Annotated in this window: 27 protein-coding genes and 1 tRNA gene; 13 read left to right on the plus strand and 15 right to left on the minus strand. The window is 60.1% G+C overall.

The window, feature by feature from the left end; genetic code table 11:
• The first annotated feature begins 147 nt into the window (after positions 1–147).
• Genes AB6Q56_RS18130 through AB6Q56_RS18140 form a run of 3 tightly spaced genes read left to right on the plus strand, consistent with a single transcriptional unit; the run spans position 148 to position 2,728 of the window.
• Entirely contained in the window at positions 148–933 is a 786-nt protein-coding gene (locus tag AB6Q56_RS18130; RefSeq protein WP_434514448.1) for an enoyl-CoA hydratase/isomerase family protein, read from the plus strand.
• Between the two features lie 22 nt (positions 934–955).
• The gene (locus AB6Q56_RS18135; protein WP_434514449.1) at positions 956–1,876 is read left to right on the plus strand and encodes an alpha/beta hydrolase family protein; all 921 of its coding nucleotides are present in this window, start codon (positions 956–958) and stop codon (positions 1,874–1,876) included.
• Between the two features lie 33 nt (positions 1,877–1,909).
• Entirely contained in the window at positions 1,910–2,728 is an 819-nt protein-coding gene (locus AB6Q56_RS18140) for a dienelactone hydrolase family protein (RefSeq protein WP_434514450.1), read from the plus strand.
• A gap of 430 nt (positions 2,729–3,158) precedes the next feature.
• On the opposite strand, the gene AB6Q56_RS18145 is transcribed toward AB6Q56_RS18140, so the two are convergent.
• A complete protein-coding gene (locus AB6Q56_RS18145) occupies positions 3,159–3,812 on the minus strand; it encodes a hypothetical protein (protein WP_434514451.1) in 654 nt (217 codons plus the stop codon).
• A 115-nt stretch (positions 3,813–3,927) separates the two neighbouring features.
• Between AB6Q56_RS18145 and AB6Q56_RS18150 the strand changes: the two genes are divergently transcribed.
• Complete coding sequence (locus tag AB6Q56_RS18150; RefSeq protein WP_046535740.1) at positions 3,928–5,022, plus strand: IS5 family transposase; 1,095 nt, start codon at positions 3,928–3,930, stop codon at positions 5,020–5,022.
• A gap of 113 nt (positions 5,023–5,135) precedes the next feature.
• Here the strand turns inward: AB6Q56_RS18150 and AB6Q56_RS18155 are convergent, their stop codons facing one another.
• The 3 genes from AB6Q56_RS18155 to AB6Q56_RS18165 all read right to left on the minus strand — a co-directional run bounded on the left by AB6Q56_RS18155 (position 5,136) and on the right by AB6Q56_RS18165 (position 7,787).
• The gene (locus tag AB6Q56_RS18155; protein ID WP_434514452.1) at positions 5,136–5,864 is read right to left on the minus strand and encodes an STAND family AAA ATPase; all 729 of its coding nucleotides are present in this window, start codon (positions 5,862–5,864) and stop codon (positions 5,136–5,138) included.
• A 156-nt stretch (positions 5,865–6,020) separates the two neighbouring features.
• Positions 6,021–7,115, minus strand: a complete 1,095-nt coding sequence (locus AB6Q56_RS18160) for an IS5 family transposase (RefSeq protein ID WP_046535740.1) — start codon at positions 7,113–7,115, stop codon at positions 6,021–6,023.
• A 45-nt stretch (positions 7,116–7,160) separates the two neighbouring features.
• Positions 7,161–7,787 (minus strand): hypothetical protein, encoded by a 627-nt coding sequence (locus AB6Q56_RS18165; protein WP_434514453.1) that lies wholly within the window; start codon positions 7,785–7,787, stop codon positions 7,161–7,163.
• Here AB6Q56_RS18165 and AB6Q56_RS18170 point away from each other — a divergent pair.
• Positions 7,786–8,880 carry an IS5 family transposase gene (locus tag AB6Q56_RS18170; protein WP_046535740.1) on the plus strand — a complete coding sequence of 365 codons (1,095 nt, stop codon included), beginning with the start codon at positions 7,786–7,788 and terminating at the stop codon, positions 8,878–8,880. The genes AB6Q56_RS18165 and AB6Q56_RS18170 overlap by 2 nt on opposite strands.
• A gap of 113 nt (positions 8,881–8,993) precedes the next feature.
• Here the strand turns inward: AB6Q56_RS18170 and AB6Q56_RS18175 are convergent, their stop codons facing one another.
• Positions 8,994–9,764, minus strand: a complete 771-nt coding sequence (locus AB6Q56_RS18175) for a metallophosphoesterase family protein (protein WP_434514454.1) — start codon at positions 9,762–9,764, stop codon at positions 8,994–8,996.
• A gap of 141 nt (positions 9,765–9,905) precedes the next feature.
• On the opposite strand from AB6Q56_RS18175, the gene AB6Q56_RS18180 reads away from it, so the two are divergent.
• Positions 9,906–11,000 (plus strand): IS5 family transposase, encoded by a 1,095-nt coding sequence (locus AB6Q56_RS18180; RefSeq protein WP_046535740.1) that lies wholly within the window; start codon positions 9,906–9,908, stop codon positions 10,998–11,000.
• A gap of 60 nt (positions 11,001–11,060) precedes the next feature.
• Here the strand turns inward: AB6Q56_RS18180 and AB6Q56_RS18185 are convergent, their stop codons facing one another.
• Positions 11,061–11,435: a metallophosphoesterase family protein gene (locus AB6Q56_RS18185; protein ID WP_434514455.1), complete on the minus strand. Its 375-nt coding sequence runs from the start codon at positions 11,433–11,435 to the stop codon at positions 11,061–11,063.
• A 592-nt stretch (positions 11,436–12,027) separates the two neighbouring features.
• Here AB6Q56_RS18185 and AB6Q56_RS18190 point away from each other — a divergent pair.
• Positions 12,028–12,432 carry a hypothetical protein gene (locus AB6Q56_RS18190; protein ID WP_434517175.1) on the plus strand — a complete coding sequence of 135 codons (405 nt, stop codon included), beginning with the start codon at positions 12,028–12,030 and terminating at the stop codon, positions 12,430–12,432.
• Here AB6Q56_RS18190 and AB6Q56_RS18195 read toward each other — a convergent pair.
• Both AB6Q56_RS18195 and AB6Q56_RS18200 read right to left on the minus strand, forming a co-directional pair.
• A complete protein-coding gene (locus AB6Q56_RS18195; RefSeq protein WP_434514456.1) occupies positions 12,341–12,796 on the minus strand; it encodes a VOC family protein in 456 nt (151 codons plus the stop codon). The two genes, AB6Q56_RS18190 and AB6Q56_RS18195, sit on opposite strands and share 92 nt — an antisense overlap.
• Entirely contained in the window at positions 12,793–14,055 is a 1,263-nt protein-coding gene (locus tag AB6Q56_RS18200; RefSeq protein ID WP_434514457.1) for a YbfB/YjiJ family MFS transporter, read from the minus strand. The genes AB6Q56_RS18195 and AB6Q56_RS18200 overlap by 4 nt, the downstream gene beginning before the upstream one ends.
• 411 nt (positions 14,056–14,466) lie before the next feature.
• Here AB6Q56_RS18200 and AB6Q56_RS18205 point away from each other — a divergent pair, with 411 nt between their 5' ends.
• On the plus strand, positions 14,467–14,904 hold the full coding sequence (locus tag AB6Q56_RS18205; protein ID WP_434514458.1) for an acyl-CoA thioesterase: 438 nt from the start codon (positions 14,467–14,469) through the stop codon (positions 14,902–14,904).
• A gap of 157 nt (positions 14,905–15,061) precedes the next feature.
• Here AB6Q56_RS18205 and AB6Q56_RS18210 read toward each other — a convergent pair.
• Positions 15,062–15,135, minus strand: a tRNA-Gly gene (locus AB6Q56_RS18210).
• Between the two features lie 46 nt (positions 15,136–15,181).
• Positions 15,182–15,679, minus strand: a complete 498-nt coding sequence (locus AB6Q56_RS18215) for a flavin reductase family protein (RefSeq protein WP_434514459.1) — start codon at positions 15,677–15,679, stop codon at positions 15,182–15,184.
• A 74-nt stretch (positions 15,680–15,753) separates the two neighbouring features.
• On the opposite strand from AB6Q56_RS18215, the gene mutY reads away from it, so the two are divergent.
• The gene (gene mutY / locus AB6Q56_RS18220; RefSeq protein ID WP_434514460.1) at positions 15,754–16,791 is read left to right on the plus strand and encodes an A/G-specific adenine glycosylase; all 1,038 of its coding nucleotides are present in this window, start codon (positions 15,754–15,756) and stop codon (positions 16,789–16,791) included.
• Here mutY and AB6Q56_RS18225 read toward each other — a convergent pair.
• From AB6Q56_RS18225 to AB6Q56_RS18235, 3 genes are read right to left on the minus strand one after another with little or no spacing between them, the layout of a single operon-like run.
• A complete protein-coding gene (locus tag AB6Q56_RS18225; RefSeq protein WP_434514461.1) occupies positions 16,763–17,977 on the minus strand; it encodes an HD-GYP domain-containing protein in 1,215 nt (404 codons plus the stop codon). The genes mutY and AB6Q56_RS18225 overlap by 29 nt on opposite strands.
• A gap of 13 nt (positions 17,978–17,990) precedes the next feature.
• Positions 17,991–18,569 carry a hypothetical protein gene (locus tag AB6Q56_RS18230; protein WP_434514462.1) on the minus strand — a complete coding sequence of 193 codons (579 nt, stop codon included), beginning with the start codon at positions 18,567–18,569 and terminating at the stop codon, positions 17,991–17,993.
• Positions 18,533–19,738 carry an HD-GYP domain-containing protein gene (locus AB6Q56_RS18235; RefSeq protein ID WP_434514463.1) on the minus strand — a complete coding sequence of 402 codons (1,206 nt, stop codon included), beginning with the start codon at positions 19,736–19,738 and terminating at the stop codon, positions 18,533–18,535. The genes AB6Q56_RS18230 and AB6Q56_RS18235 overlap by 37 nt, the downstream gene beginning before the upstream one ends.
• A 190-nt stretch (positions 19,739–19,928) precedes the next feature.
• On the opposite strand from AB6Q56_RS18235, the gene AB6Q56_RS18240 reads away from it, so the two are divergent.
• Entirely contained in the window at positions 19,929–21,836 is a 1,908-nt protein-coding gene (locus AB6Q56_RS18240; RefSeq protein ID WP_434514464.1) for an ATP-binding cassette domain-containing protein, read from the plus strand.
• A gap of 38 nt (positions 21,837–21,874) precedes the next feature.
• On the opposite strand, the gene AB6Q56_RS18245 is transcribed toward AB6Q56_RS18240, so the two are convergent.
• Both AB6Q56_RS18245 and AB6Q56_RS18250 read right to left on the minus strand, forming a co-directional pair.
• The gene (locus AB6Q56_RS18245; RefSeq protein ID WP_434514465.1) at positions 21,875–22,396 is read right to left on the minus strand and encodes a Crp/Fnr family transcriptional regulator; all 522 of its coding nucleotides are present in this window, start codon (positions 22,394–22,396) and stop codon (positions 21,875–21,877) included.
• A 69-nt stretch (positions 22,397–22,465) separates the two neighbouring features.
• Positions 22,466–22,801 (minus strand): hypothetical protein, encoded by a 336-nt coding sequence (locus AB6Q56_RS18250; RefSeq protein ID WP_434514466.1) that lies wholly within the window; start codon positions 22,799–22,801, stop codon positions 22,466–22,468.
• Positions 22,802–22,931: 130 nt separating this feature from the next.
• Here AB6Q56_RS18250 and thrH point away from each other — a divergent pair, with 130 nt between their 5' ends.
• From thrH to AB6Q56_RS18265, 3 genes are all read left to right on the plus strand, one after another.
• Positions 22,932–23,540, plus strand: a complete 609-nt coding sequence (gene thrH, locus AB6Q56_RS18255) for a bifunctional phosphoserine phosphatase/homoserine phosphotransferase ThrH (protein ID WP_434514467.1) — start codon at positions 22,932–22,934, stop codon at positions 23,538–23,540.
• Between the two features lie 78 nt (positions 23,541–23,618).
• Positions 23,619–24,482 (plus strand): formyltetrahydrofolate deformylase, encoded by an 864-nt coding sequence (gene purU / locus AB6Q56_RS18260; RefSeq protein WP_434514468.1) that lies wholly within the window; start codon positions 23,619–23,621, stop codon positions 24,480–24,482.
• Between the two features lie 25 nt (positions 24,483–24,507).
• Entirely contained in the window at positions 24,508–25,785 is a 1,278-nt protein-coding gene (locus AB6Q56_RS18265; protein WP_434514469.1) for a diguanylate cyclase, read from the plus strand.
• The last annotated feature ends 35 nt before the right edge of the window (positions 25,786–25,820 follow it).

Consider the following 25,820-nt stretch of genomic DNA (forward strand, 5'->3'; position numbering starts at 1 on the left):
CCCTGCCCACTCCGCGCGACAATGAAACCCCTTCATGGCGGCGCGAAAAATGTTTCATCGCCGCCCGGCGGCATTTCTCTACGCTTCAAGACATGCGGCACGGAAGCACGCTTCCACCTGCCGGGCGCTTGAAAACCGGAGACCGCCATGCGCGCCAGCCATTCCGTCCTGTTCGACATTCGCGAATCCATCGCGCTCCTCACCATCAACCGGCCGGAAGCCATGAACGCCCTCGACCCCGGCGTGCTCAGCTGCCTCGCCCGGCAGCTCGACCGCGTCAAGGCCGACCCGCGCATCGCCGCCGTCATCGTCACCGGGGCCGGCGGCAAGGCTTTCTCCAGCGGCGCCGACATCAAGTACCTCAGCGCCGCCACGCCCTCGGCCATCCACGCCTTTTCGCGCCAGGCTGGCGCGCTGGCCAACCGCATCGAAACGCTGGGCAAGATCGTCGTCGCCGCCATCAACGGCCACGCCTACGGCAACGGGCTGGAACTCGCCCTCTCCTGCGCCCTGCGCGTCGCCGGCCGGTCCAGCCGCTTCGGGCATCCCGACATCCGCCACGGCGTCGTTGCCGGCTCGGTCGGCATCAGCCGCCTGGCCCGCCTCGTCGGCCGGGGCCGGGCCACCGAACTGCTGCTGTGCGGGCACATCCTGCTCGCCGAGGAGGCCTGCCAGATAGGCCTGATCAACGCCGTGGTCGACGACGACCGGCTGATCGCCGAAGCCGAGGCCATGACTCGCGACATCCTCGCCCTGTCGCCCGCCGCCCTGCGCTACACCTGGGAAGCCTGCTGCCGGGGCTTCGACCTGCCGCCCGCCGAATCCGCCGAACTCGGCGCCGACCTGCTCGGCCGCTGCGCCACTACCGAGGACTTCCGCATCGGCACCCAGGCCTTCGTCGACAAGACCAAGCCGGTCTTCGTCGGTCATTAGTGGTCTGCTCAAGGAGAACGCCATGCCCGCATCCCCCCGCGATTTCCAGGTCGTCACCGCCGACCACCTGCTCATCGGCGCCAGCGAATGGCGCCACGACGGCGAGGCCGGCGACCGCAACGTCGTCGTCATCGCCCCCGCCACCTCGGTCAAGGCGCGCTACTACTACCGCTTCGCCGACTACCTCCACGCCAGCGGCTGCGATGTCGTCACCTTCGACTATCGCGGCATCGGCGCCTCGCGCCCGCCGGGCGGCCTGCGCCGCTTCAACGCCAGCTATGTCGACTGGGGCCGGCACGATCTCGAAGCCGTTCTCCAGTACGTCAGCACCCACTATCCCGGCCAGCCCATCGACGTCGTCGCCCACAGCATCGGCGGCTTCACCCTCGGCCTCGCCGCCTCCAGCCATCGCGTGCGCCGCGCCCTGACCGTCGGCGCCCAGATCGCCTACTGGCCCGACTACAACCCGCGCAAACGCCTGCAGATGCTGCTCCGCTGGCACCTCTTCATGCCGCTCGTGGCGCGGCTGTTCGGCTACTTTCCTGGCGCCCGCCTCGGCTGGCTCGAAGACACCCCGCTCGGCATCGTCCGCCAATGGAGCGCCCTGCACCGCGATTTCGAAAAACACCCCTGGAAAACCCACCGCTCCGACCCGCCGCTGCCCCTGCAGTTCGAACTCTTCCGGGGCGAAACCCTGGCCATCAGCCTCGCCGACGACGACTGGGGCACCCCGGCCGCCATCCGCCGTTTGCTCGGTCTCTACAAACACGCCCGGCGCCACCACCTGCACCTTGCCCCCACCGACATCGGCGTCAGCCAGATCGGTCACTTCGCCTACTTCAACAGCAAGTTTGCCGACTCGCTGTGGCCGGCGGCGCTGCAATGGATACAAACCGGCGCCATGCCCGCCCCCTTCCAGTCACGCTTGCTCAAGGTCGTCTGAACCCGGCCAGCCCGAACAACCAAGGAGAACCCCATGCCCGACCAGAACCTGCTGCACGACGACCCGCTGAACGACTTCCTGCGCCGCCAAATCGCCTTCGACGGCCAGAGCAAGAACGTCTACGTTGCCGGCAACGGCCCGGCCGTCATCGTCATGGCCGAAATTCCGGGCATCGGCCCTCACGTCGCCCGCTTTGCCCGCTGGGTGCGCGACGCCGGCTTCACCGTCTACCTGCCCTCGCTGTTCGGCCGCGACGGCGCAATTGTTTCCGCCGACGAAGGCGCCGCCGTCTTCCGCAAGGCCTGCGTCAGCGCCGAATTCCGTGCCCTGGCCGCCGGGCAGAGCAGCCCCGTCACCCACTGGCTGCGCCAGCTCGCCCGGCAAGCCCACGCCGAATGCGGCGGCAAGGGCGTCGGCGCCATCGGCATGTGCTTCACCGGCAACTTCGCCCTCTCGATGATGCTCGAACCCGCGATGCTCGCACCCGTTCTCTGCCAGCCCGCGCTACCGCTCAACGATCCGGCCGGCCTCGAAATTTCCCCGGAAGACCTCGCCGCCGTCAAAGCCCGCCTCGACAAGGAAAACCTCGACGTCCTCGCCTACCGCTTCGCCGGCGACAAGTTCTGCCAGGCCCAACGCTTCGCCGCCTACGAACAGGCCCTCGGCCCCCGCTTCAAGGCCCGCGTACTACCCGACTCCGCCGCCAACTTCGCCGACGCCCCACCCTTCTTCCAGACACACGTCCCCTTCGCACATAGCGTGGTGACAGTGCATCTGGTGGACAAGGCGGGGGAACCGACGGTAGCGGCTAGGGAGGAGATACTTGGGTTCTTTGCAGGGCGGCTAATGTAAGAATGGCAGTCGGGTCGCAAGTTGCTTTTCTAGCTCCGATAGTCATAGACCAGTCCAGCAATCCAATCCGTCGTCAACGAGCCGCAGGTTTCGGTTAGTAGCTGTACTCGCGACTGGTTTGACGACGACGATTCCTATCGGCGAACTCATGTCAGCGCGCCCCAAAATCGCCACATGAATGTCACCGTGATGGGCGCCCTAACCTCCACCGTCAGACAATATAGGAGGGAGCTGTTGATGCAGCCGCCTTCCGTGTTTATCTTGCGGTTGTGCAGCTCCCCTGCAGCAGTCGGGCGAGGTAGCAACACTGGCGCCCCGAATCCCAAGCGCCGCCAAGCGCGACTGCTGCATTGCAAGCATAGCCATGCAATAGCACCGGCTGACTGAATATGATCAGTATTCAATGCAAAAATCAAATACCGCAAAATCGCTAATTCAAACTACCGACCACCTGTTTTACTAACCGCTTTTTATTCAAATGTTTCATCATCTGCACTTTTATACTATCGCTTGCTTGCTGAGTTTTTGCTTCGCTTAAACGGGCAAAGATATCCCCAAGCATCGGCCTGAGTTTTGCCTCTTCATTCCCGCTGAGCCTCCTAAACATAAAAAGATGAAGTAATTTAAAAAACACTATCTCTAGCAGAAAACGACTGGCTTCTGCTCTATCGGTAAGTGCTTTAATAACGCTCAGTCGATCATTCAATTCCAAATCAACATATAAAACAGTACTCAGCAGTTTGCAAATTGTTTGAGGAACTTCGTCAATGCCACTACGTATCATTAGCTCAAGCTTTGAAGTACCAATAGATTCTAACGCCATAGCAAATATAGCATTAGGAACAAGGAGTTTTAAAATATAAATACTGAACTCTTTCGGAATCTCAGGCACAGCCTCTTTTACAGCTGCCTTTTCTTGCTCATCCGCATAAAGCTCAACGGATGCCAAGATAACCATCAAAATACGAGACCAATATTCAACAAGTTTAATATAAGAAGAACGCTTTAACTCAACATCATCTATTAATTCTGAATTTCGTAGAATGGCTGATGCAGTCTGCAGTGCCGCGAAAAAATTTGACATGTTACTTTCCGGGGCTGCTAGCAGGCTGCTGAAATACTTCCCCATCCTGTCGACGAAACAGCGGGTTTGATCGTTATAGAGATTCACCGAGATTACCGAGAGCACAAAGCGGATCATGCGCGGAGCCGACACCTTCACCGAGAGTTTGTTTACGATGCGTCGCCTGGACGACTTTGTGCCGGCGCAGCACCCGTTGCGGCCGATCCGGGCGATGGTGAATCGGGCGCTCAAGGATATCGAACCCCTGCTCAGCGGCATGTATGCCGCCGACGTCAAAGGCGGTCGCCCCAGCATTGCCCCGGAGAAACTCCTGCGTGCCATGCTGCTGCAAATCTTCTACAGCATTCGCTCGGAACGGCAATTGATGGAGCAGACCCAGTACAACCTGCTCTTTCGCTGGTTCATCGGCCTATCGATGGACGATGCAGTCTGGGTGCCCACCGTCTTCACCAAGAATCGCGAACGCCTGATTGCCCACGATGCCGTGATCGAACTCTTCAATGCGGTACTGGCCATTGCCGAGAAGCAGAACTGGCTATCAGGCGAACATTTCAGTGTCGACGGCACGCTCATCCAGGCTTGGGCGGGACACAAGAGTTTCCTGCGCAAGGACGGCGGAGATGATGAAGGCGGCGGCAATTTCAAGGGCCAGTCACGCAGCAATGACACCCACGCCTCACGTACCGACCCGGATGCCCGACTGTACCGCAAGGGCAATACCGCCAGTGAGTTGCGCTACATGGGACACACCTTGAGCGACAACCGCCACGGACTCATTGCCAGTGCGGTCGTGACCACGGCCGATGGCTATGCCGAGCGGGAAGTTGCCAAGGCCCTGATCGCCGATGCCCGCCAAGTCGCCGGCGAAACGGCTGAAATCACCCTCGGCGCGGACAAGGGCTACGATGCCCAGGAATTCATTGCGGCACTCATCGAACTGAATGTCATTCCCCATGTGGCGCAGAACACCAGCCATCGCCGTTCTGCCGTGCCGGACGACATTGCCGGCAGTGACGGTTACGCGATCTCCCAGCAAAAGCGCAAACTCATCGAACAGGGATTCGGCTGGGCCAAGTTCATTGGGCCGATACGCCAGGTGATGGTGCGCGGACTGGAGAAGGTCGATCAGTTGTTCGTGCTGACCATGGCCGCCTACAACCTGACGCGCATGCGCTCCTTGGGAGCAATCCGTCCGCTGGGGGCAATATGATAGGAAAACACCTCGGAATCCCTGTAAAACACGTGCGAACGACCGAAAATCCGCTTCGCCTTACGAAAAACGACTCCGTTCCATGCCACCGTCTGCAGTTGCAGGGCGGTATTTCAGCAGCCTGCTAGGGGAATCTCAATCACTGGAATACTGCAATACGGCTCGTCCATTTCATCCAGCAACTCCTCTTGCTTTTCGAACGTCGGGCGTTCTCCTAGCAACTTTTTCTCCAAAGCAACCTTACGCTCCGCAGTAATTGGGCTCTCACTCAATGAAATTTGATCGAATAACTCGAGATCAATATCAATTTCTGCATTTTTATAGAATGTATCAATTACTTTCATTGCTCCGATAAGGGCGTCCTTCTCCGCACGATTCTTTCCGGTAAAGTAATTGAGCTCCTCACTCAAACGCACAAACCCCTCAGGAGTAAACGAATAGTCACGTAATTCAGATGACTCCTTTATTTTTATTGATAAGAAAAACGCTCTTAGACAATCAAACTTGAAACCAATCTGATCCCCAAAATCAACGATAATGCCCTTTCGCTTTAGCTCGTCGATAAATGGACCACTGGCAGACGGCAGTCCTTTATTTGAGAAATAGTCCACAACCAACTGATCTAATTCGTTATGCGTACACATTTTTCTGTTGGTTTTATGCAGCGCGTAAGAAAACTCCGTCAAAAAATGACGCTTAACAGTCGAATCATATCCGCTGCGCTCTTTTGTTTCGCGCAATTTATCCAAAATCCCATCAACCAGAATATCAATAATCTCAGCCTGATTTACAGGATTAAACGCAATATTCTTTTCCTGTATCCACAATAATGCAGATATCAAAAATGGGGTTCGTGGTATATTGAGCCTTCTAACAGGCTGCTGAAATACCGCCCTGCAACTGCAGACGGTGGCATGGAACGGAGTCGTTTTTCGTAAGGCGAAGCGGATTTTCGGTCGTTCGCACGTGTTTTACAGGGATTCCGAGGTGTTTTCCTATCATATTGCCCCCAGCGGACGGATTGCTCCCAAGGAGCGCATGCGCGTCAGGTTGTAGGCGGCCATGGTCAGCACGAACAACTGATCGACCTTCTCCAGTCCGCGCACCATCACCTGGCGTATCGGCCCAATGAACTTGGCCCAGCCGAATCCCTGTTCGATGAGTTTGCGCTTTTGCTGGGAGATCGCGTAACCGTCACTGCCGGCAATGTCGTCCGGCACGGCAGAACGGCGATGGCTGGTGTTCTGCGCCACATGGGGAATGACATTCAGTTCGATGAGTGCCGCAATGAATTCCTGGGCATCGTAGCCCTTGTCCGCGCCGAGGGTGATTTCAGCCGTTTCGCCGGCGACTTGGCGGGCATCGGCGATCAGGGCCTTGGCAACTTCCCGCTCGGCATAGCCATCGGCCGTGGTCACGACCGCACTGGCAATGAGTCCGTGGCGGTTGTCGCTCAAGGTGTGTCCCATGTAGCGCAACTCACTGGCGGTATTGCCCTTGCGGTACAGTCGGGCATCCGGGTCGGTACGTGAGGCGTGGGTGTCATTGCTGCGTGACTGGCCCTTGAAATTGCCGCCGCCTTCATCATCTCCGCCGTCCTTGCGCAGGAAACTCTTGTGTCCCGCCCAAGCCTGGATGAGCGTGCCGTCGACACTGAAATGTTCGCCTGATAGCCAGTTCTGCTTCTCGGCAATGGCCAGTACCGCATTGAAGAGTTCGATCACGGCATCGTGGGCAATCAGGCGTTCGCGATTCTTGGTGAAGACGGTGGGCACCCAGACTGCATCGTCCATCGATAGGCCGATGAACCAGCGAAAGAGCAGGTTGTACTGGGTCTGCTCCATCAATTGCCGTTCCGAGCGAATGCTGTAGAAGATTTGCAGCAGCATGGCACGCAGGAGTTTCTCCGGGGCAATGCTGGGGCGACCGCCTTTGACGTCGGCGGCATACATGCCGCTGAGCAGGGGTTCGATATCCTTGAGCGCCCGATTCACCATCGCCCGGATCGGCCGCAACGGGTGCTGCGCCGGCACAAAGTCGTCCAGGCGACGCATCGTAAACAAACTCTCGGTGAAGGTGTCGGCTCCGCGCATGATCCGCTTTGTGCTCTCGGTAATCTCGGTGAATCTCTATAACGATCAAACCCGCTGTTTCGTCGACAGGATGGGGAAGTATTTCAGCAGCCTGTTAAGTCCCAGCCTAGGTATAACTCGCTGGGAAATAGAGGATTGAAATGTTTCGCTTACGGAAAAATAGAAGTTATTCGAAGAATACTCTTCGACGAAGGACTTAATCGCCCCAAGAAGTTTATCGTCATGAACAGGAAGATTATCAAAGCAGATAACCATCCGACCCGCCTTCAGCAAATCAACAAACTCAGCTCGTCTATAAGCTCCCTTGGAAAAATGTACTATCGCCTCCAAAATTCCTGCAACCGTCGCCTTAACAGAATCAAGGTTAACGTAACACCCAAACAGCGGAACCCCACTTATTCTAGAATCTTCCAGTTCAGCACATATGTAGTGGAGCAAGGTAGTTTTTCCGGACTCTTTTTGTCCAACAAAAAATACCGATTTATTACTCAACAGCACCGCCCCTAGATCAAGGTAGTTTATCTCACCGCCATTTGAATTATCCTCATTCAACTGTCGCTCTGAAATATGGCTTAGCAGGCTGCTGAAATACTTCCCCATCCTGTCGACGAAACAGCGGGTTTGATCGTTATAGAGATTCACCGAGATTACCGAGAGCACAAAGCGGATCATGCGCGGAGCCGACACCTTCACCGAGAGTTTGTTTACGATGCGTCGCCTGGACGACTTTGTGCCGGCGCAGCACCCGTTGCGGCCGATCCGGGCGATGGTGAATCGGGCGCTCAAGGATATCGAACCCCTGCTCAGCGGCATGTATGCCGCCGACGTCAAAGGCGGTCGCCCCAGCATTGCCCCGGAGAAACTCCTGCGTGCCATGCTGCTGCAAATCTTCTACAGCATTCGCTCGGAACGGCAATTGATGGAGCAGACCCAGTACAACCTGCTCTTTCGCTGGTTCATCGGCCTATCGATGGACGATGCAGTCTGGGTGCCCACCGTCTTCACCAAGAATCGCGAACGCCTGATTGCCCACGATGCCGTGATCGAACTCTTCAATGCGGTACTGGCCATTGCCGAGAAGCAGAACTGGCTATCAGGCGAACATTTCAGTGTCGACGGCACGCTCATCCAGGCTTGGGCGGGACACAAGAGTTTCCTGCGCAAGGACGGCGGAGATGATGAAGGCGGCGGCAATTTCAAGGGCCAGTCACGCAGCAATGACACCCACGCCTCACGTACCGACCCGGATGCCCGACTGTACCGCAAGGGCAATACCGCCAGTGAGTTGCGCTACATGGGACACACCTTGAGCGACAACCGCCACGGACTCATTGCCAGTGCGGTCGTGACCACGGCCGATGGCTATGCCGAGCGGGAAGTTGCCAAGGCCCTGATCGCCGATGCCCGCCAAGTCGCCGGCGAAACGGCTGAAATCACCCTCGGCGCGGACAAGGGCTACGATGCCCAGGAATTCATTGCGGCACTCATCGAACTGAATGTCATTCCCCATGTGGCGCAGAACACCAGCCATCGCCGTTCTGCCGTGCCGGACGACATTGCCGGCAGTGACGGTTACGCGATCTCCCAGCAAAAGCGCAAACTCATCGAACAGGGATTCGGCTGGGCCAAGTTCATTGGGCCGATACGCCAGGTGATGGTGCGCGGACTGGAGAAGGTCGATCAGTTGTTCGTGCTGACCATGGCCGCCTACAACCTGACGCGCATGCGCTCCTTGGGAGCAATCCGTCCGCTGGGGGCAATATGATAGGAAAACACCTCGGAATCCCTGTAAAACACGTGCGAACGACCGAAAATCCGCTTCGCCTTACGAAAAACGACTCCGTTCCATGCCACCGTCTGCAGTTGCAGGGCGGTATTTCAGCAGCCTGTTAGGGGCGGTTCAACAAAAATTGACCGTAGATTCTTTGGGGCAATATCAGATATTGAGCTAGTTAAAAGATGCCCATTAACAGAGTCTTGCACTGCGCTTATGTAATCAGACGATGGGAATGATATTAACTTCACCCCTGATCTGTCTCGCGACACTACGAATGTGGATTCGCCATTCTCACAGAAACGCGTTGAGACATCAAAGACGTTACGATTCCCATAATATTCGCGAACGCGCACATTCCATGTCAAATCGTCGGTTTCATATTTTATGATTGAGTATCCATTGAACCACTCTCTAGATTGATACAAACACCCAGAATTACTAACAAATGTGCTGTATTGTGGCCCTGCAATATGCAAACTGTCCGCTGAATGATTATGGCCATAAAAAACCCCATCAAATTCGCGAAAAATCTGTTGCTGAACAGAAGTTTGATCAAATGGTGCCAACCAATTTAACGGGTGATGAAGAACCGCAATTTTTATTTCGCAGTCAGCTATTGCAGAAAGCAATCCATCGATTTGTCTCTGCCCAACCAATAACCGGCCGTAATCACCATTATTTTGAGCACCTGTCGCTCTCCACGCAGAATTAATACAGCAAACCCCAACCTTAATACCGTTCACAGTTACCGAATATGCGCCAAATAGGTCATTTTTTATTATCGGTACGGAACCGCAAACCTTTGCCAACATGGAATTATACGAAGAAAAACCACTCCAAAAAAATGGCGATGACTCAATGCCGTCAATCATATTATTAACTTGCTCTACGCTATTCAAAGCCTCAAATGATGGCTTAACAGGCTGCTGAAATACTTCCCCATCCTGTCGACGAAACAGCGGGTTTGATCGTTATAGAGATTCACCGAGATTACCGAGAGCACAAAGCGGATCATGCGCGGAGCCGACACCTTCACCGAGAGTTTGTTTACGATGCGTCGCCTGGACGACTTTGTGCCGGCGCAGCACCCGTTGCGGCCGATCCGGGCGATGGTGAATCGGGCGCTCAAGGATATCGAACCCCTGCTCAGCGGCATGTATGCCGCCGACGTCAAAGGCGGTCGCCCCAGCATTGCCCCGGAGAAACTCCTGCGTGCCATGCTGCTGCAAATCTTCTACAGCATTCGCTCGGAACGGCAATTGATGGAGCAGACCCAGTACAACCTGCTCTTTCGCTGGTTCATCGGCCTATCGATGGACGATGCAGTCTGGGTGCCCACCGTCTTCACCAAGAATCGCGAACGCCTGATTGCCCACGATGCCGTGATCGAACTCTTCAATGCGGTACTGGCCATTGCCGAGAAGCAGAACTGGCTATCAGGCGAACATTTCAGTGTCGACGGCACGCTCATCCAGGCTTGGGCGGGACACAAGAGTTTCCTGCGCAAGGACGGCGGAGATGATGAAGGCGGCGGCAATTTCAAGGGCCAGTCACGCAGCAATGACACCCACGCCTCACGTACCGACCCGGATGCCCGACTGTACCGCAAGGGCAATACCGCCAGTGAGTTGCGCTACATGGGACACACCTTGAGCGACAACCGCCACGGACTCATTGCCAGTGCGGTCGTGACCACGGCCGATGGCTATGCCGAGCGGGAAGTTGCCAAGGCCCTGATCGCCGATGCCCGCCAAGTCGCCGGCGAAACGGCTGAAATCACCCTCGGCGCGGACAAGGGCTACGATGCCCAGGAATTCATTGCGGCACTCATCGAACTGAATGTCATTCCCCATGTGGCGCAGAACACCAGCCATCGCCGTTCTGCCGTGCCGGACGACATTGCCGGCAGTGACGGTTACGCGATCTCCCAGCAAAAGCGCAAACTCATCGAACAGGGATTCGGCTGGGCCAAGTTCATTGGGCCGATACGCCAGGTGATGGTGCGCGGACTGGAGAAGGTCGATCAGTTGTTCGTGCTGACCATGGCCGCCTACAACCTGACGCGCATGCGCTCCTTGGGAGCAATCCGTCCGCTGGGGGCAATATGATAGGAAAACACCTCGGAATCCCTGTAAAACACGTGCGAACGACCGAAAATCCGCTTCGCCTTACGAAAAACGACTCCGTTCCATGCCACCGTCTGCAGTTGCAGGGCGGTATTTCAGCAGCCTGTTAAGCGTACTGGGTATTTTATTCGTTTCTAGGTCATGGTTTCCCGGAACCATAAATAAGCGGTCATTTTTAATTGATGCTGCCTTTAGTAGTGGCGCAAAAAATTCGTTCTCTGCCAAATTTCGATTTGCATCAGTGTAAGAACCTTTAGCTATCAAATCTCCAGAAAAAACCACCAAGTCGTAGGCTACACCCTTATTTTTTTCCGCTTCGATATCCTTAAATAGCGCATCAAGAATTACTTTCTGATCGGCAAAGAGTTGTTCAGAGATATGTAGATCAGAAAGATGCAAAATTGTTAGCGTAGCCATAGATATTTGTTAGCCTTAGTTTTGATGATTAGACAAATTCACCCCATAGCTATCAATTATTTCATATTCCACCAAAATTTGCATTTGACATATCGTAAGTTTCAGTTTTGCGTCAGCTAGTCATATGATCTCCTCCTTCCTCTAAGTTATTCGCGATGATGTTTCCATCATCTGAAGTCCCGACATCGAACTTCTGATGGCTCCGATTAGTCTGCATGATGTTCAACGCACATTGATTGCAGCGCCCCCTAGAACGGCACGGAAATTTAGTAAGTATTCTCTGGCGATCATGGATACAACGTTAGTCATCTCACAACACAGAACAACAACAAGGTGTCCGATTCCGGCGTGATTTGATCAATCTGGGCAATGGCCAATTTGGCTGACAAGCACCCCCTCCTCTCACCCCCTCACCCTCCCCAAACCAGTTGCAACCTAACCCGGCACCCGGAGTCTGACTTGAGTGGCCATCTTTAGTCACTGGCAAGTGAGAGGAACAGCAATGCCGAACCGCCGGGTATCTGAAGTCCTTGGCCAGCGAACCTTCCCCTATATCAAGGGCAGCACGTCCGTTCGGGATGCGTCAATCATCATGAAGGAGTGGCACTCGTCGGCCATTCTGGTTCTCGAGAACAATGTCCTGGCGGGTATTTGCACCGAGCGCGACATTGTTTTCCGCGTGCTGGCTCAGGGTTGCGATCCGCGCCACACGCAGCTTGGCAGCGTGATGACCCGCGAGGTGCAGACCGTACTGCCCAGCAAAAACAGGGGACAGACCAAGATTTCACCTTTAGTCTCCCCTCCTCTACCCAACGAGAATGGCCGGCCTACAATCAGAACCGGCCATTTTCATTGGGGAGGCTTAGCAGAAGCACACTGGCGCAACTCCGCGTTGCGCCAGCAACTCACTCCCCAATCCCCTCCCACCCATCAAACCGTACCTGCCGCTCCTTGCGGAAATTCGACAACTCCAGCCGTATCCCGTCCGGGTCGTTGAGGAAGGTGGCGTAGTAGTCCTCGGCGTATTGTGCGTAGCACTGCACCGGCGAGGCGTTGATGCCGCGTTCGTGCAGGGCCGACCAGGCGCGGCGGAGGTCGTCTTCGGTGGCCACGCGCAGGCAGAGGTGATGCAGGCCCGGCGCGTAGTTGTCGTGCGGGGTGGCGCTGCGGGCCGGGCGCAGGACGAGGCCGAAGTGGCGGTTGTAGTAGTTGATGTGCGGCTCGTCGCCGAGGATGAATTGGCTCTTGCGAAAGCCAAGGACGTCGACCAGCAGGGTGTCGTAGAAGGCTTCGGAAACGGCCGGCGAACTGACCGTGAGGTAGATGTGCTCGAGGCCGAGCACTTCGACGGGTTCGTTCATGCCGCTTCCTCCGAGGGCTGTGCGGCGATTGTAGGCTGGCCGGTGGTGGCGTTGGCACGGGACGGTTCGGCCCAGCGGACATCCTTCTGCAGGTAAGCGATGGTCGATGCAGCGGCGAGGATGGCGGCCGAAGTGGCAATGGGCAGCGACAGCGAGCCGGTGACATCGCCCAGCCACCCGGAAAACACCGGCCCGGCGGCCTGCCCGATGCCGAAGGCGGTGGTGAAGGCGGCAATGCCCGCGCCCCAGGCACCTTGCGGCGAGCCGTTGCGGACCATGACGGTGATGGCGGCGGGGCCGATGAACATGGAAACGCCGAACATCAGCGCCGAGACGGTCATGGTCGGGCTGCTGGCGTCGAGATAAGGCAGGAAGGCGGCCACGGCGAGCACGGCGCAGGCCAGCCCAAGCGAGTTGCCGCCCTGGTTGCGGGCGAGCCGTGTTTTCCAGACATAGGGCGAGGCCATGACGGCCAGCCCGAGCAGGCCCCAGAAGCCGGCGATCTGCAGCACGCCGGCCTGATGGCTACGCATCCAGGCGATGATGAAGGTCATGTAGGTGATGTAGCCGCCGCCATAAACAAAGTAGGCGAGCACGCCGAGGCTGAAGTCGCGCCAGTTCCAGCGCCCGGCCACGCTGGCGCCAGAGGGGTCGTGGCTGTTGAGCGCGGCGGCCACCGAGAACAGGCTGAAGAGCAGCGCCAGCCCGCCCATGGCGATCCACGCCTCGCGCCAGGCACCCTGCCCCTGCCATTCGAGCACGACCGGGATGCCTATGCCCGAGAGCAGCATGCCGATGCCGGCACCGCCGAAGTAGCCGGGAATGGCGAAGGGCTGGACGCGCGGATGCAGGGCGCCCTGCGCGCTGACCAGCGCACTGCCGCAGATGAACACGGCCGCGCCGACCACACCGGCCACGAAGCGCCAGGCCATCAGCGCCGGCAGGCTGTCGCAGAAACCGGTGGCGACCAGCGACAGCGCGGTGAGCACGATGCCGGCGATGTACAGCCGCCGGTTGCCGAGGCGGCCGACCACGAAGAACACGGCCAGCGCACCGAGGATGTAGCCGATGCCGTTGGCGGTGTTGAGCGAGCCGGCGGTGGAATAGCTCCAGCCGAAGGCATCGCGCATTGACGGCAGCAGCAGGGCATAGGCAAAGCGGGCGAAGCCGTTGGCAATGGCCGGCCCGAGCGACAGCGACAGGATCACCAGCAGCGAGAGCACGATCCCGTAGGTGGGGGTATTGCGGCCGGTGATCATGTCAGGCCCTCTCTTCGCGTCATGCGGCGGCCGTGCTGGGTTTTGCGGAGGGCGGCGGCGTAGAGGGTGAAGGCGGCGGTTGGGGCAAGGCGGGCGGACATGGGGCGTTCCTGGGTGGGCAGCGGGCGGCCATCGCACACCCATGCGCGACGGCACCCGCTGCGGGTTGCTTGGGTGTGTCGATTGTTGCCGCTGACCCGCGCAGGTGCATGAGTCTCTTTCATGCATTCCATGTGAATTGTTCATTACCCGGCCGGGCGGTTTTTCTATAGTCGAAATCACTCACGGTCGCTACCGGAAGGCCATGGCCCGGCTGAACGAGTCTCCTGTCGTCGCACTCTCCTCGTGGCGACGCTTTTGACCTCCGGGGCAATTCCCGGAGGTATTTTTATGCCATTTACCGGAGGTAACATGACACCCCATCCGCTCGCCACCTACCCGCTGCAAACCTACGACAAGCTCCGTTATGCCGATACCGACCGGCAGGGGCACGTGAATAACGCCGTTTTTTCCACGCTGTTCGAAACCGGCCGCGTCGAGTTGCTGTACGCGCCGGAGGCGCCACTCTGGGCACCGGGCTGCACCTTCGTCATCGCCAGCCTGCAGCTCGACTTCCTGGGCGAGATCACCTGGCCGGGGCGGGTGGAGATCGGAACCCGCGTACTGTCGGTCGGCCGCTCATCGCTGACGCTGGAACAAGGTTTGTTCCAGCACGGCAACTGCTGCGCATTGGCAAGAACGGTGATCGTGCAAATGGATGAAAGCAGCCGCCGCGCTTCACCGCTCGCCCCGGAGACGAGCGAACGCCTCAAGGCCTTGATGCCTCCGCCGCAGGACATCACCCCCTGAACCCGCATCGCTCACGTCACGCAAGACGCCGGCGGGTTACGCCGTCTCGCAACTGGCCAACGTATTGCGCCGCGATTGCAAGCGGGCGCTCTTTGTCGTGATGGGGGCGGGAACAACAAAAAAGCCAACCTCGATCGGCTGGCTTTTCGGAAATTCATGGAGCGGGCGAAGGGAATCGAACCCTCGGCATCAGCTTGGGAAGCTGAGGTATTACCATTATACGACGCCCGCTCTGGGCAAGAGGCTGCATTCTAAGCGCAGAAGGCAGCCGGTTCAATCATTCCTGATCGGCAGCGAGGCGGCCATAGCGGCCGGCATGAAAAAGCAGCGGCGCGAGATCGGGCGTTTCGGCGAAGCGTTCGACGCGGCCGATGAAGATGGTGTGGTCGCCGCCGGCATGGGCGGTTTCATTGACGACTTCGAAACTGGCGCAGCAACCGGGGAACAGCGGAGCACCGCCGAGCCCGGCGTGCCAGGGCAGACCGGCAAAGCGGTCGGTCGGCCAGGTGGCGAAGCGGTTGGAGAGGTTTTCCTGATCGGCCGACAGGATGCTGATGGCGTGGTGACTGGCTTTCCGGAAGGCGGCCAGGCTGTGCGAATTGTTGTCGAGGCACCAGAGGACCAGCGCCGGTTCGAGCGAGACCGCCGAGAAGGAGTTGATGGTCAGGCCGATGGGGTGGCCGTCCGGGTCGATGGCCGTGACGACGGCAACGCCGGTGGCGAAACGACCAAGGGCATTGCGCAGGGCGCGGCTATCGGGTAGGGCTTGGGTCATCGGGCGAAACGAGTAGGCCGGGGAAAAAAGAGGCCGTATTATCCGTGCTCCCGTAGCCTGAGTCGAGGCAGAATTTGACCGCCCCCCACCGCTTTACCGAACAGTTGATCGCCTGGCAGAAGGTGTCCGGACGCCACGACCTGCCCTGGCAAAACACCCGCGACGCTTACCGGATCTGGCTTTCGGAGATCATGCTGCAGCAGACGCAAGTCGGCACGGTGATCCCTTATTACCTGCGCTTTCTCGATAGTTTCCCAACAGTCGAGGCACTGGCGGCGGCGCCTATCGAGGCGGTGATCGAACATTGGGCCGGTCTCGGCTACTACGCCCGCGCCCGCAACCTGCACCGATGTGCGCAGCAGGTCGCGACGCGCTTCGGCGGCAAGTTTCCAGCCAACGCCGACGAACTGGCAGAACTGCCGGGCATCGGCCGTTCGACGGCGGCGGCCGTAGCGGCCTTTGCGTTCGGGCAGCGGGCGGCGATTCTCGACGGCAACGTCAAGCGGGTATTGTGCCGGCAGTTCGGCATCGACGGATTCCCGGGGCAGGCGACGATCAACCGGCAGTTGTGGGAGCTGGCGGAAAGCCTGCTGCCGGAGAATGACATCGAACGCTACACACAGGGCCTGATGGACCTCGGCGCTACGCTGTGCACGCGCAGCCGGCCGCGTTGTGGCGACTGCCCGGTGGCCGCCGCTTGCGTGGCCCGCCGCGACGGGCGACAGGGCGAGCTGCCGGCGAGCAAGCCACGCGCGGCGGTGCCGGAACGGACCGCCACCTTCGTGCTGCTGACCGACGGCAACCGGTTACTGCTCGAACGCCGCCCGCCCAGCGGCCTGTGGGGCGGCCTGCTGGTGCCGCCGGAGGGCGAACCGGCCGGCGTGGCGGCGCGCTTCGGCCTGACGCTGGGCGAGCCGCAGGCGCTGCCGCCCTTCAAGCACAGCTTTACGCACTTTCGCCTGACGCTGGAGCCGGTTTTGTGCGCCGTCACGGGCGCGGCCGGCCTTGCCGAGCCGGGGCTGGAATGGGTGGAACTCGAACGAGCCGCCGACGCCGGGGTGCCGGCACCGATTCGCAAGCTGATCAGGCAGGTTGCCAGCGCAAGGCGCTGATGCCCCAGCGCTCGTAGCTTTCGGCACGCACGATCTGGCCGTAATGGTTGCCGACCTTGCGTGACAGGTCGACCTGGGCCGGCGTGGTCAGGTACTGCTTGCGGCCGGTGTGGTAGATGACCAGCACGATGGGCGTCAGCATGTTGTCCGGGTGCAGTTGTTCGACCACGGCGAGGTGGCCGCTTTCGAGCAGGACCAGCGTGCCGACCGGGTAGATGCCGACCGTTTTGACGAAGGCGGCGACCAGTGCCGGGTCGTACTGCTTGCCGCCCTCTTCGTAGAGCTGGCGCAGCGCGTGCGATGGCGACATCGCTGCACGGTAGGGGCGGGCCGAGGTCATCGCATCGTAGGTGTCGACGATGGCGGCCATGCGCCCGGCAAGCGAGATTTCGTCGCCGGCCATGCGGTAGGGGTAGCCGCAGCCGTTGTAGCGCTCGTGATGTTCGAGCACTACGGCAACCGAGGTTTCGGATAGCCGCGAGGTCGCTTCCAGCACGGCCAGTCCTTCCTCGACATGGCTCTGGACGATCGAGAACTCAGCCTTCGACAGCATGCCGGGCTTGGTGATCAGCCGGGCGTCGATGGCGGCATGGCCGACGTCCTTGACCATGGTACCGAGTGCCAGTTTCTCGATTTCCGGCTCCGCCAGGCCTTGTTGGCGGCCGAAGGCGATGATCAGCGCGGCCGTGGCGACGGCGTGCTCGGTGGCGTAGGTGTCCTCGCTTTTCAGGCGGGCGAGCGGCACCAGCGCGTCGGGATTGCGCGATACCGATTCGAGCATCTTGGCCACCACCGGTTCGAGCCGGGCGGCGTCGACGCTGTGGCCGGCCTTGGCCGATAGCATCAGGCCGGTGACGGTATCGGAAGCTTCGCGCAGCAGCTTGGTCGCCCGCCGCCGCTCCTCGCCCAGCGAGACGGTATGCGGCATTTCGGCCTTGATCTCGGCGAGCGACCTGATGCGCTTCTCGACGGCATTGATGCGGGCAATCGGCGACGGCGGCAGATCGATGCCCTTGGCGGTATCGATGCTGATCTCGGTGATGCCATCGTCCTTGAGCTTCCAGACATGATCCTCGTCGCGTACCTTGAAACGCTTGATCCAGATCGAATGATCGAGCCAGCGCTTGTGCAGGTCCACGACATACATGCCGGGCAGCAACTGGTCGATGGAAATCTTGCGGATCATGGCCGACGGCGGGCTATTTTTTAGCCCCCTCCCGTTCGCGTTGCTCGGCCTCGCGCATTTTCTCGGCCACCTTGCGCTCGTGCGCCTCCTGCTTCTGGCGCAGCCGTTCGGCGTCGGCCGCCTTGCGCGCCTTGCCGGCCTGGGTCGCCTCAATCCGGGCGGCCGACTCCTGGCGTGCCGCCTCGGTATCGGCTTCCCGGGCCTTGAGCTCGGCCTCGCGCTGCGGCGCCTCTTCGGCTCGCTGTTTGTCGCGCTCGGCGATCTGCTCCTTTTTCACCGCGCGCTCGATGGCCTTGCCTTCGCTCTCCAGGCGATGCGATTCGTGGGTCGATTTCTGGTAATCCCGGCGCGCCTCGTCGCGGCAGGCATTGACCAGAAACTTCGAGGCGCAGACGGCATTCCGCTCTTCCATCAGTTTCCGGGCAGCATCCATCTTCGCCCGGCTTTCATCGAGCAGGGCCGACGCCCGGGCCAGCCGGGCATCCCAGTCCGCCTGCCGGGCAGCATCGCCACCGCTGTCGGCCAGGGCGGCCAGCGGCAGGAGCAGCGCGGCGATCAGGCCGGCAACCACTGATGGGGATCGATTTTCCATTTTTCAAAACTCTCGCAACTGGTGATGCGGTCCTGCACCTTGCCCAGATCGACAATCTCCGGTGGCAGGTAATGCAGTTTTCCGGCGTGATAGAAGACGCGCACCACCGGTTCGAGCAGCTTGCCTTCGTTTTGTTCGATGACGACGCCCAGGCGGTTGCTCTCCAGCCGGACCAGCGCCCCGGTCGGATAGATGCCGATGGCACGGATGAAGGTCTGCACCAGTTGCGGATCGAAGTGGTGCTTGCTCCATTCGAGCAGCTTCTTCAGCGCCTGGGTCGGCGGCATGCCGCGGTTGTAGACCTTGTCGGAGGTCATCGCGTCGTACACATCGGCGATAGCGGCCATCTGCCCGTAGAGGGAAATGGCGTGACCCTGCAGGCGGTTCGGGTAGCCGCTGCCATCGATGCGTTCGTGGTGCTCGGCAATGACCTGGCGGGCGATCTTTCCGATGCCTGGCACGCCGTCGATCAGGCGCAGGCTTTCGTTGACATGCGACTGCATCCGGGCGAATTCGTCGTCGGTTAGCTTGGCCGGCTTGTTGAGGATGGATTCCGGCACGCTGGCCTTGCCGATATCGTGCAGCAGGCCGCCGAGCGCCAGTTCCTGGATGACTTCCTTGGGCTGCTTCATGGCCCGGCCGAAGGCGATGAGCAGCGCGGCGACGCCGACCGAATGCTCGAAATTGTAGTCGTCCAGGTTCTTCAGGCGCGCCAGCGGCAGCAGCGCATCCTGATGGCGGAAGACCGATTCGACCATGCTGTCGAACAGCGGCTCGACCCGCTCCATGCGGATCGTCTGGCCGAGACGCACATCGTCCAGCACCAGGCGGGCCAGCTTGTTGGCCTCGCCGTGCAGACGCCGGGCGCGTACCGCTTCGTCCCTGAGTTCGACGACGACCGGCTTCTCGGCCTGTTTCCGGGCGATTTCCTGCAGCCGGTGTTCGAGATCGGCATTGACCTCGGCCTGGGTCCGCCCGGTGAACACGTCGGCGCCCTTGAGTGTATCGATATACAGCTCGCGAATACCGAGATTGACGATCTTGTCGCAGGTCGCCTGATCCTTCACATAAAACGCATTGGACATGAAGGGATGATCGAGCCAGCCACAATTCAGGTCGTGGATATACATGCCCGGCAAGAGCTGTTCGGTGCGAATCTGCTTGATCATGAAGGGAATTCTAGCAGGCTGTCGGAATGCGTTGCGAAAATGCAGTGGAAATTGAGGAACCTCGTGCAAGTTGCAGAATATTCGCGACTTTTCCGGCCTCGACGAGACAAGCCGCTGCCTGCTGGCCACGCCCCTGCCGGCTTACCCCGAATCGGCAGCCCGGCTCGCTCGGCTTATAATTCGCCCCCTCATGATCGCCCTACGCCAAGTCACCTTCGCCCGCGCCGGCCGCCCGCTGGTTGTCGATGCCTCCGTCCAGATTCACCCAGGCTGGAAAGTCGGCGTCGTCGGCGCCAACGGCTGCGGCAAGTCCAGCCTGTTCGCGCTGCTCGCCAACGAACTGCATGCCGAAGCCGGCGATGTCGAAATCCCGGCCAGCTGGCACATCGCCCGCGTCGCCCAGGAGACCCCGGCCCTGCCCGACGCCGCCATCGACTTCGTACTCGACGGCGACACCGAGCTGCGCCGCATCGAGCGCGAACTGGTCGAGGCTGAAGCGAAGGGCGACGGAGAGGCCATCGGCCACCTGCATGCCCGCTATGGCGAAATCGGCGGTTATTCGGCCAAGGCCCGCGTCGCCGAAGTACTGCATGGCCTGGGCTTTTCCGATGCCGATTTCCAGCGTCCAGTGGCCGACTTCTCCGGCGGCTGGCGGGTCCGCCTCAACCTGGCCCGCGCCCTGTCCTGCCGCGCCGACCTGTTGCTGCTCGACGAGCCGACCAACCACCTCGACCTCGACGCCGTGTTCTGGCTGGAAAGCTGGCTGAAGAACACGCCGGCCACCCTGCTCCTCATTTCGCACGACCGCGACTTCCTCGACGCCGTGGTCGGCCAGATTATCGCCATCGACCTGCAGCGCCTTAACCTGACGAGCGGCGGCTATTCCGACTACGAGCGCGCCCGCGCCGCCCGCCTGGCCACCCAGCAGGCGAGCTACGAGGCGCAGCAGCGCGAAATCGCCCACCTGACGCGCTTCATCGAACGCTTCAAGGCCAAGGCCACCAAGGCGCGCCAGGCACAAAGCCGGGTCAAGATGCTGGAGCGCATGGAAATCGTCGCCGCCGCCCACGTCGACTCGCCCTTCCATTTCAGCTTCCGCCAACCCGCAGCCCTGCCCGACCCGCTGCTGGCCGTCGAAAACGCTTCGGCCAGCTACGGTGAACGGAAGATTCTCGACCGCATCGGCATGGTGCTCCGCCCCGGCTGCCGAATCGGCCTGCTCGGCCGCAACGGCGCCGGCAAATCGACGCTGATCAAGCTGCTGGCCGGCGCCGTCGCCCAGCAAGGCGGCGAGCGCAAGGAAGCCAAGGCGCTGAACATCGGCTATTTCGCCCAGCACCAGCTCGAACAGCTGCGTCCGGACGAGTCGCCGCTGCAGCACATGAACCGACTCGAACCGCTGACCCCGGAACAGGAGCTGCGCGACTACCTCGGCGGCTTCGATTTCCGCGGCGACATGGCGACACGCGCCATCGAGCCCTTCTCCGGCGGCGAAAAGACCCGCCTGGCGCTGGCCCTGCTCATCCGCACCAAGCCCAACCTGCTGCTGCTCGACGAGCCGACCAACCACCTCGACCTCGAAATGCGCGAGGCGCTGACCTTCGCCATGCAGGATTTCGAGGGCGGCATGGTCTTCGTCTCGCACGACCGCCACCTGCTGCGCACCTGCGCCGACGAACTGCTGCTCGTCGCCGATGGCAAGGTGACCGAGTTCGACGGCGACCTCGACGACTACGCCGCCTGGCTGGCTGCCCAGCGCAGCGCCGAAAAAGCACCGGAGCCCGATGTCGCCGCCGAGAAGGCCGAACGCCTCAACCAGCGTGCCGAAGCCAAGGCCAACCGGCAGGCGGTGCTTGCCCAGCGCCGCCCGCTGCTCAAGGAAATCGAGCAACTGGAGAAGAAACTGGCCAAGTGGAACGAGGAAAAGGCCGCGCTCGACGCCCAATTTGCCGACCCCGACTTCTACACCACGGTTGACCGGGCGAAGAGCGAGGAAATGCACAAGCAGGCCGGCCTGCTCGGCGAGCAGATCGAGGAAGCTGAACTACGCTGGCTGGAAGTGCACGAGGCGCTGGAGCAACTGCCCCAACCCGACTGAAGATTTGCCGGATCGACTGATCCGGCGGGCTCAGGCAATCAGCAGGCGACGGCCAGCACGTGATCGCTCCCGGACCGGCCACGCCCCGATGAACGCCCCAGGCGGTTGACGCCATGGCCTTCGCCCGAGGCCAGATACTGACGCATGCGATGAACGTCCGGAATCTGGATCTGCCGCCCGTCGACGGCGATCATTCCGCTGTCGCTCAACTGGCGCAGCAAACGGGAGAAATGCTCCTGCGTCAGGCTCAGGCGCGAGGCGATGACCGACTTGGCCATGCTCAGCTCGATCACGGCCGCCCCCTGCACTGAGGCGTCCAGGTCGCGTATCAGGTATTCGACGACGCGCTCGCTGCCGGTGAGCAGGGAAGCGGCTTCAACATCGAGCAGCAGGTGATGGAATTTCTCGGCGATGCACTTCATCAGGCGCTGCACGAAATGCCGGCTGTTTTCCAGGCATTCGATCAGTATCTGGCGGGGCAGAAACACCAGCGTCGAGTCGATCAGGGCATCGGCATGGAACGGGTAGTCCTGCGCCAGCGATAGGCATTCTTCACCCACGCCCTGACGCTCTGCCGCGATGGCGACAATCTTTTCGGCGCCATGCGGCGAGTAGAAGGCCAGCTTGATCTACCCCGAGACAACGACATGAACGCCGGTGCAGGGCTGTCCCTGTTCGAAAAGCGGCATGCCGCGCTCAAGATGGACGATGCGGGCGGCATCGACCAATCGCGAGAACGCCTCGGAATCCAGGCCGGCATACGGCTCAATACCGGACAAAAAGGCCTTCAGGTCGATCGCTTGGGTAATCAGCACAGACAGCTCCTTTACCGTGCCAGGCAAGAAGCTGCCTATTTGCTCAGATACCGGCAGCGAGTTTTTGATCCATGTCAAAACCATCCGAACGATGACATGGAAATACAACCAAAGAACTATATCCGCATATTCCGAATTGATAGCGCCCATGCTTGCAGGCTGACTCCACCCGCTCGCATCGACTTGTCGGCAACAACTGCAGCAATCCGCCGTTTCGACGAAAAACCCTGCACATTCAGGTAAAATCCCGCTCTTTCCGTATCTGTCGCTGGAGCCAACCGTGCAAATCGTCTGCCTTGACCTCGAAGGGGTCCTCGTCCCTGAAATCTGGATCGAATTCTCCAAGCGCACGGGCATTCCCGAACTGATGCGCACCACCCGCGACGAGCCGGACTACGACAAGCTGATGAACTACCGCCTGAACATCCTGCGCGAGCACAAACTCGGCCTGCCGGACATCCAGAAGGTCATCGCCGAAATGGGCCCGATGGAAGGCGCCCGCGCTTTCCTCGACAAGCTGCGTGAGGATTACCAGGTCGTCATCCTGTCCGACACCTTCTACGAATTCGCCCACCCGCTGATGCGCCAGCTCGGCTGGCCGACGCTGTTCTGCCACTCGCTGGAAGCCGACGCCGACGGCATGCTGGTCAATTACCACCTGCGCATGCCGGACCAGAAGCGCGAAGCCGTCAAGCGCTTCAAGGAACTGAACTTCACCATCGTTGCCGCCGGCGATTCGTACAACGATACGGCCATGCTCGGCGAAGCCCACGGCGGCATCCTGTTCCATCCGCCGGAAAACGTCATCCGCGAATTCCCGCAGTTCCCGGTCACGCTGAACTACGACCAACTGCGCACCGAAATCGACAAGGCCTTCGCCAAAGCTTAATCGCCCAGGCGCAAGCCTTCAAGCAAGCGCCCCCCTTGGGGGGCTTGGGCTCTCCGCACAACGACCGCTTAATACCTCATGCATCGCGACCGTTTCTACACCCTGTCAGCATCCTGTCCCGACCAGGTGGGCATCATCGCCCGCGTTTCCGGCTTCATCGCCCAGAACGGCGGCTGGATACTCGAATCGAGCTTCCACGCTGACGCGCTGACCGGTCGCTATTTCATGCGCATCGAGATCAAGGCTGATTCGCTGCCCTTCCTGCTCGCCGAGTTCCGCGAGCGTTTCCGCAGCGAAGTCGCCGAACCGTTGTCGATGACCTGGACGATCAACGACAGCGCCGTCAAGAAGCGTGTCGTCGTGCTGGTTTCCAAGCAGGAGCACTGCCTGTACGACCTGCTCGCCCGCTGGCAGGCCAAGGAACTGGATATCGAAATTCCGTGCGTCATTTCCAATCACGATACCTTCCGCGGTTTCGTCGAGTGGCACGGCATTCCGTTCATCCACGTCCCGGTGACGCCGGACAACAAGCTGGCCGCCTACGCCGAAATCGCCCGCATCTTCGACGACGTGCGCGGCGATACCATGGTCCTCGCCCGCTACATGCAGATTCTGTCGCCCGAGTTGTGCGACGCGCTGGCCGGCCGGATCATCAACATCCACCACAGCTTCCTGCCCAGCTTCGCCGGTGCCAAGCCTTACCACCAGGCCTATACGCGCGGCGTCAAGCTGATCGGTGCCACTTGCCACTACGTGACCAGCGAACTCGACGCCGGTCCGATCATCGAACAGGACGTGATCCGCATCGACCACTCCGACTCGCCGGAAGACATGGTCCGCTACGGCAAGGATATCGAGAAAACCGTACTTGCCCGCGGCCTGCGCTACCACCTGGAAGACCGCGTATTGGTGCACGGCAACAAGACGGTGGTCTTCCGCTAAAAAACACAGGACGGAGAGGTTCGACATGATTACCCTCGCACCTCCCCGCCTGCTGTTCGTCGATCTGCGCCGCGAGCGCAGCGGTCGAATGCCTCTGCTGGCCGGCGTGGAGCCGGTCAATCCACTCCTCGCTAGCAAGTGCAATGCCCCGTCTGGCGCGCTGGCCGTCCTTGTCGCCGTCGACAGCGAAGCTGCCTACGCCGACTGGCGTGCGCGCCTGCACCCGCTCTGCCCGCGTGCTGTCCCGCACATCATCCTGCTCGATCCGTTCGACATGGTCTTGGCGCGCAAGGTCATGGCCGACGATGCCGCCGACTGCTGCGCCATCGACGATCTCGAGCGACTGGAGCTGATTGTCGCCCGTCTCGAGCAACGCCAGAACCCGCACTCCGAAGCCGGGCGCGAAGCCAGCGAAGCGGCGCTCTACCTACGCATGCAGACTGCCGTCGACATGCTGCCCAGCCCTCTGTTCATCAAGGATCGCCACGGGCGCTACATCGCCTGCAACAAGGCGTTCGAGGATTACATCGGACTCCCCCGCGATGCCATCGTCGGGGCGACGGTATTCGATGTGGCTCCGGTCGAACTGGCACGCATCTACGAGAAAGCCGATCAGGACCTGATGCTCAAGGGGGGCAAGCAGACCTATGAAGCCCAGGTGCGCTTCGCCGACGACAGCTATCACGACGTGATTTTCTACAAATCGGTTTTCTACGCGGCAAACGGCGAGGCCGACGGTATTTCCGGAACGATGCTCGATATCAGCGACCGCAAGTTGCTGGAAAAGCGACTGAAAATTGCCGCGGCAACCGACTTCCTGACCGGTATCAACAATCTGCGCACCTTCTACGAGCGCGCAGAACAAGAATTCCGGCGCTTCTGCCGCAATGGCGGCGACTTGTCGCTGGTGGTCATCGACCTCGACGATTTCAAGCAAATCAACGACCAACTCGGGCATGCCGCTGGTGACGATGCCTTGCGCGCCTTCGTTGCCGCCGTACAGGCCAAGCTGCGCGAACAGGACGTTTTCGCACGTGCCGGCGGCGACGAGTTCCGCCTGCTGCTGCCGGACACCGATCTTGCCGGCGCCATTCTTGTTGCCGAACGCATCCGCAAGGCAGTCGCCCTACTCACGGTTGCGGGCGCCAGCGGCACGCGCTCCCTGTCGATCAGTGCCGGCGTATGCGTCTGCCAGCCCGGCGACGACAATCTCGACATCGTCACCCGACGCGCCGATGCCCAGTTGTACGCCGCCAAGGCGGGCGGCCGTAATCGCGTCTGCCCGCTGCCCGCCATCCCATAAAAAATGGGCACCCGAAGGTGCCCAAAGGGAGAGAG

The sequence above is a fragment of the Dechloromonas sp. ARDL1 genome (assembly GCF_051122455.1).
In the GTDB taxonomy this organism is placed as follows: Bacteria; Pseudomonadota; Gammaproteobacteria; order Burkholderiales; family Rhodocyclaceae; genus Azonexus.

What these genes read in the sequence shown, in the direction of transcription:
- AB6Q56_RS18130 (WP_434514448.1), top strand. Translation starts at nt 148, where the DNA reads ATGCGCGCCAGCCATTCCGTCCTGTTCGACATTCGCGAATCCATCGCG.
- AB6Q56_RS18160 (WP_046535740.1), bottom strand. Translation starts at nt 7,115, where the DNA reads ATGCGCGGAGCCGACACCTTCACCGAGAGTTTGTTTACGATGCGTCGC.
- AB6Q56_RS18200 (WP_434514457.1), bottom strand. Translation starts at nt 14,055, where the DNA reads ATGATCACCGGCCGCAATACCCCCACCTACGGGATCGTGCTCTCGCTG.
- AB6Q56_RS18140 (WP_434514450.1), top strand. Translation starts at nt 1,910, where the DNA reads ATGCCCGACCAGAACCTGCTGCACGACGACCCGCTGAACGACTTCCTG.
- AB6Q56_RS18185 (WP_434514455.1), bottom strand. Translation starts at nt 11,435, where the DNA reads ATGGCTACGCTAACAATTTTGCATCTTTCTGATCTACATATCTCTGAA.
- AB6Q56_RS18195 (WP_434514456.1), bottom strand. Translation starts at nt 12,796, where the DNA reads ATGAACGAACCCGTCGAAGTGCTCGGCCTCGAGCACATCTACCTCACG.
- AB6Q56_RS18190 (WP_434517175.1), top strand. Translation starts at nt 12,028, where the DNA reads ATGAAGGAGTGGCACTCGTCGGCCATTCTGGTTCTCGAGAACAATGTC.
- AB6Q56_RS18145 (WP_434514451.1), bottom strand. Translation starts at nt 3,812, where the DNA reads ATGTCAAATTTTTTCGCGGCACTGCAGACTGCATCAGCCATTCTACGA.
- AB6Q56_RS18265 (WP_434514469.1), top strand. Translation starts at nt 24,508, where the DNA reads ATGATTACCCTCGCACCTCCCCGCCTGCTGTTCGTCGATCTGCGCCGC.
- AB6Q56_RS18135 (WP_434514449.1), top strand. Translation starts at nt 956, where the DNA reads ATGCCCGCATCCCCCCGCGATTTCCAGGTCGTCACCGCCGACCACCTG.
- AB6Q56_RS18215 (WP_434514459.1), bottom strand. Translation starts at nt 15,679, where the DNA reads ATGACCCAAGCCCTACCCGATAGCCGCGCCCTGCGCAATGCCCTTGGT.
- AB6Q56_RS18240 (WP_434514464.1), top strand. Translation starts at nt 19,929, where the DNA reads ATGATCGCCCTACGCCAAGTCACCTTCGCCCGCGCCGGCCGCCCGCTG.
- AB6Q56_RS18175 (WP_434514454.1), bottom strand. Translation starts at nt 9,764, where the DNA reads ATGATTGACGGCATTGAGTCATCGCCATTTTTTTGGAGTGGTTTTTCT.
- purU (WP_434514468.1), top strand. Translation starts at nt 23,619, where the DNA reads ATGCATCGCGACCGTTTCTACACCCTGTCAGCATCCTGTCCCGACCAG.
- AB6Q56_RS18170 (WP_046535740.1), top strand. Translation starts at nt 7,786, where the DNA reads ATGCGCGGAGCCGACACCTTCACCGAGAGTTTGTTTACGATGCGTCGC.
- AB6Q56_RS18230 (WP_434514462.1), bottom strand. Translation starts at nt 18,569, where the DNA reads ATGGAAAATCGATCCCCATCAGTGGTTGCCGGCCTGATCGCCGCGCTG.
- AB6Q56_RS18150 (WP_046535740.1), top strand. Translation starts at nt 3,928, where the DNA reads ATGCGCGGAGCCGACACCTTCACCGAGAGTTTGTTTACGATGCGTCGC.
- AB6Q56_RS18205 (WP_434514458.1), top strand. Translation starts at nt 14,467, where the DNA reads ATGACACCCCATCCGCTCGCCACCTACCCGCTGCAAACCTACGACAAG.
- AB6Q56_RS18235 (WP_434514463.1), bottom strand. Translation starts at nt 19,738, where the DNA reads ATGATCAAGCAGATTCGCACCGAACAGCTCTTGCCGGGCATGTATATC.
- AB6Q56_RS18250 (WP_434514466.1), bottom strand. Translation starts at nt 22,801, where the DNA reads ATGGGCGCTATCAATTCGGAATATGCGGATATAGTTCTTTGGTTGTAT.
- AB6Q56_RS18225 (WP_434514461.1), bottom strand. Translation starts at nt 17,977, where the DNA reads ATGATCCGCAAGATTTCCATCGACCAGTTGCTGCCCGGCATGTATGTC.
- AB6Q56_RS18180 (WP_046535740.1), top strand. Translation starts at nt 9,906, where the DNA reads ATGCGCGGAGCCGACACCTTCACCGAGAGTTTGTTTACGATGCGTCGC.
- AB6Q56_RS18165 (WP_434514453.1), bottom strand. Translation starts at nt 7,787, where the DNA reads ATGATCCGCTTTGTGCTCTCGGTAATCTCGGTGAATCTCTATAACGAT.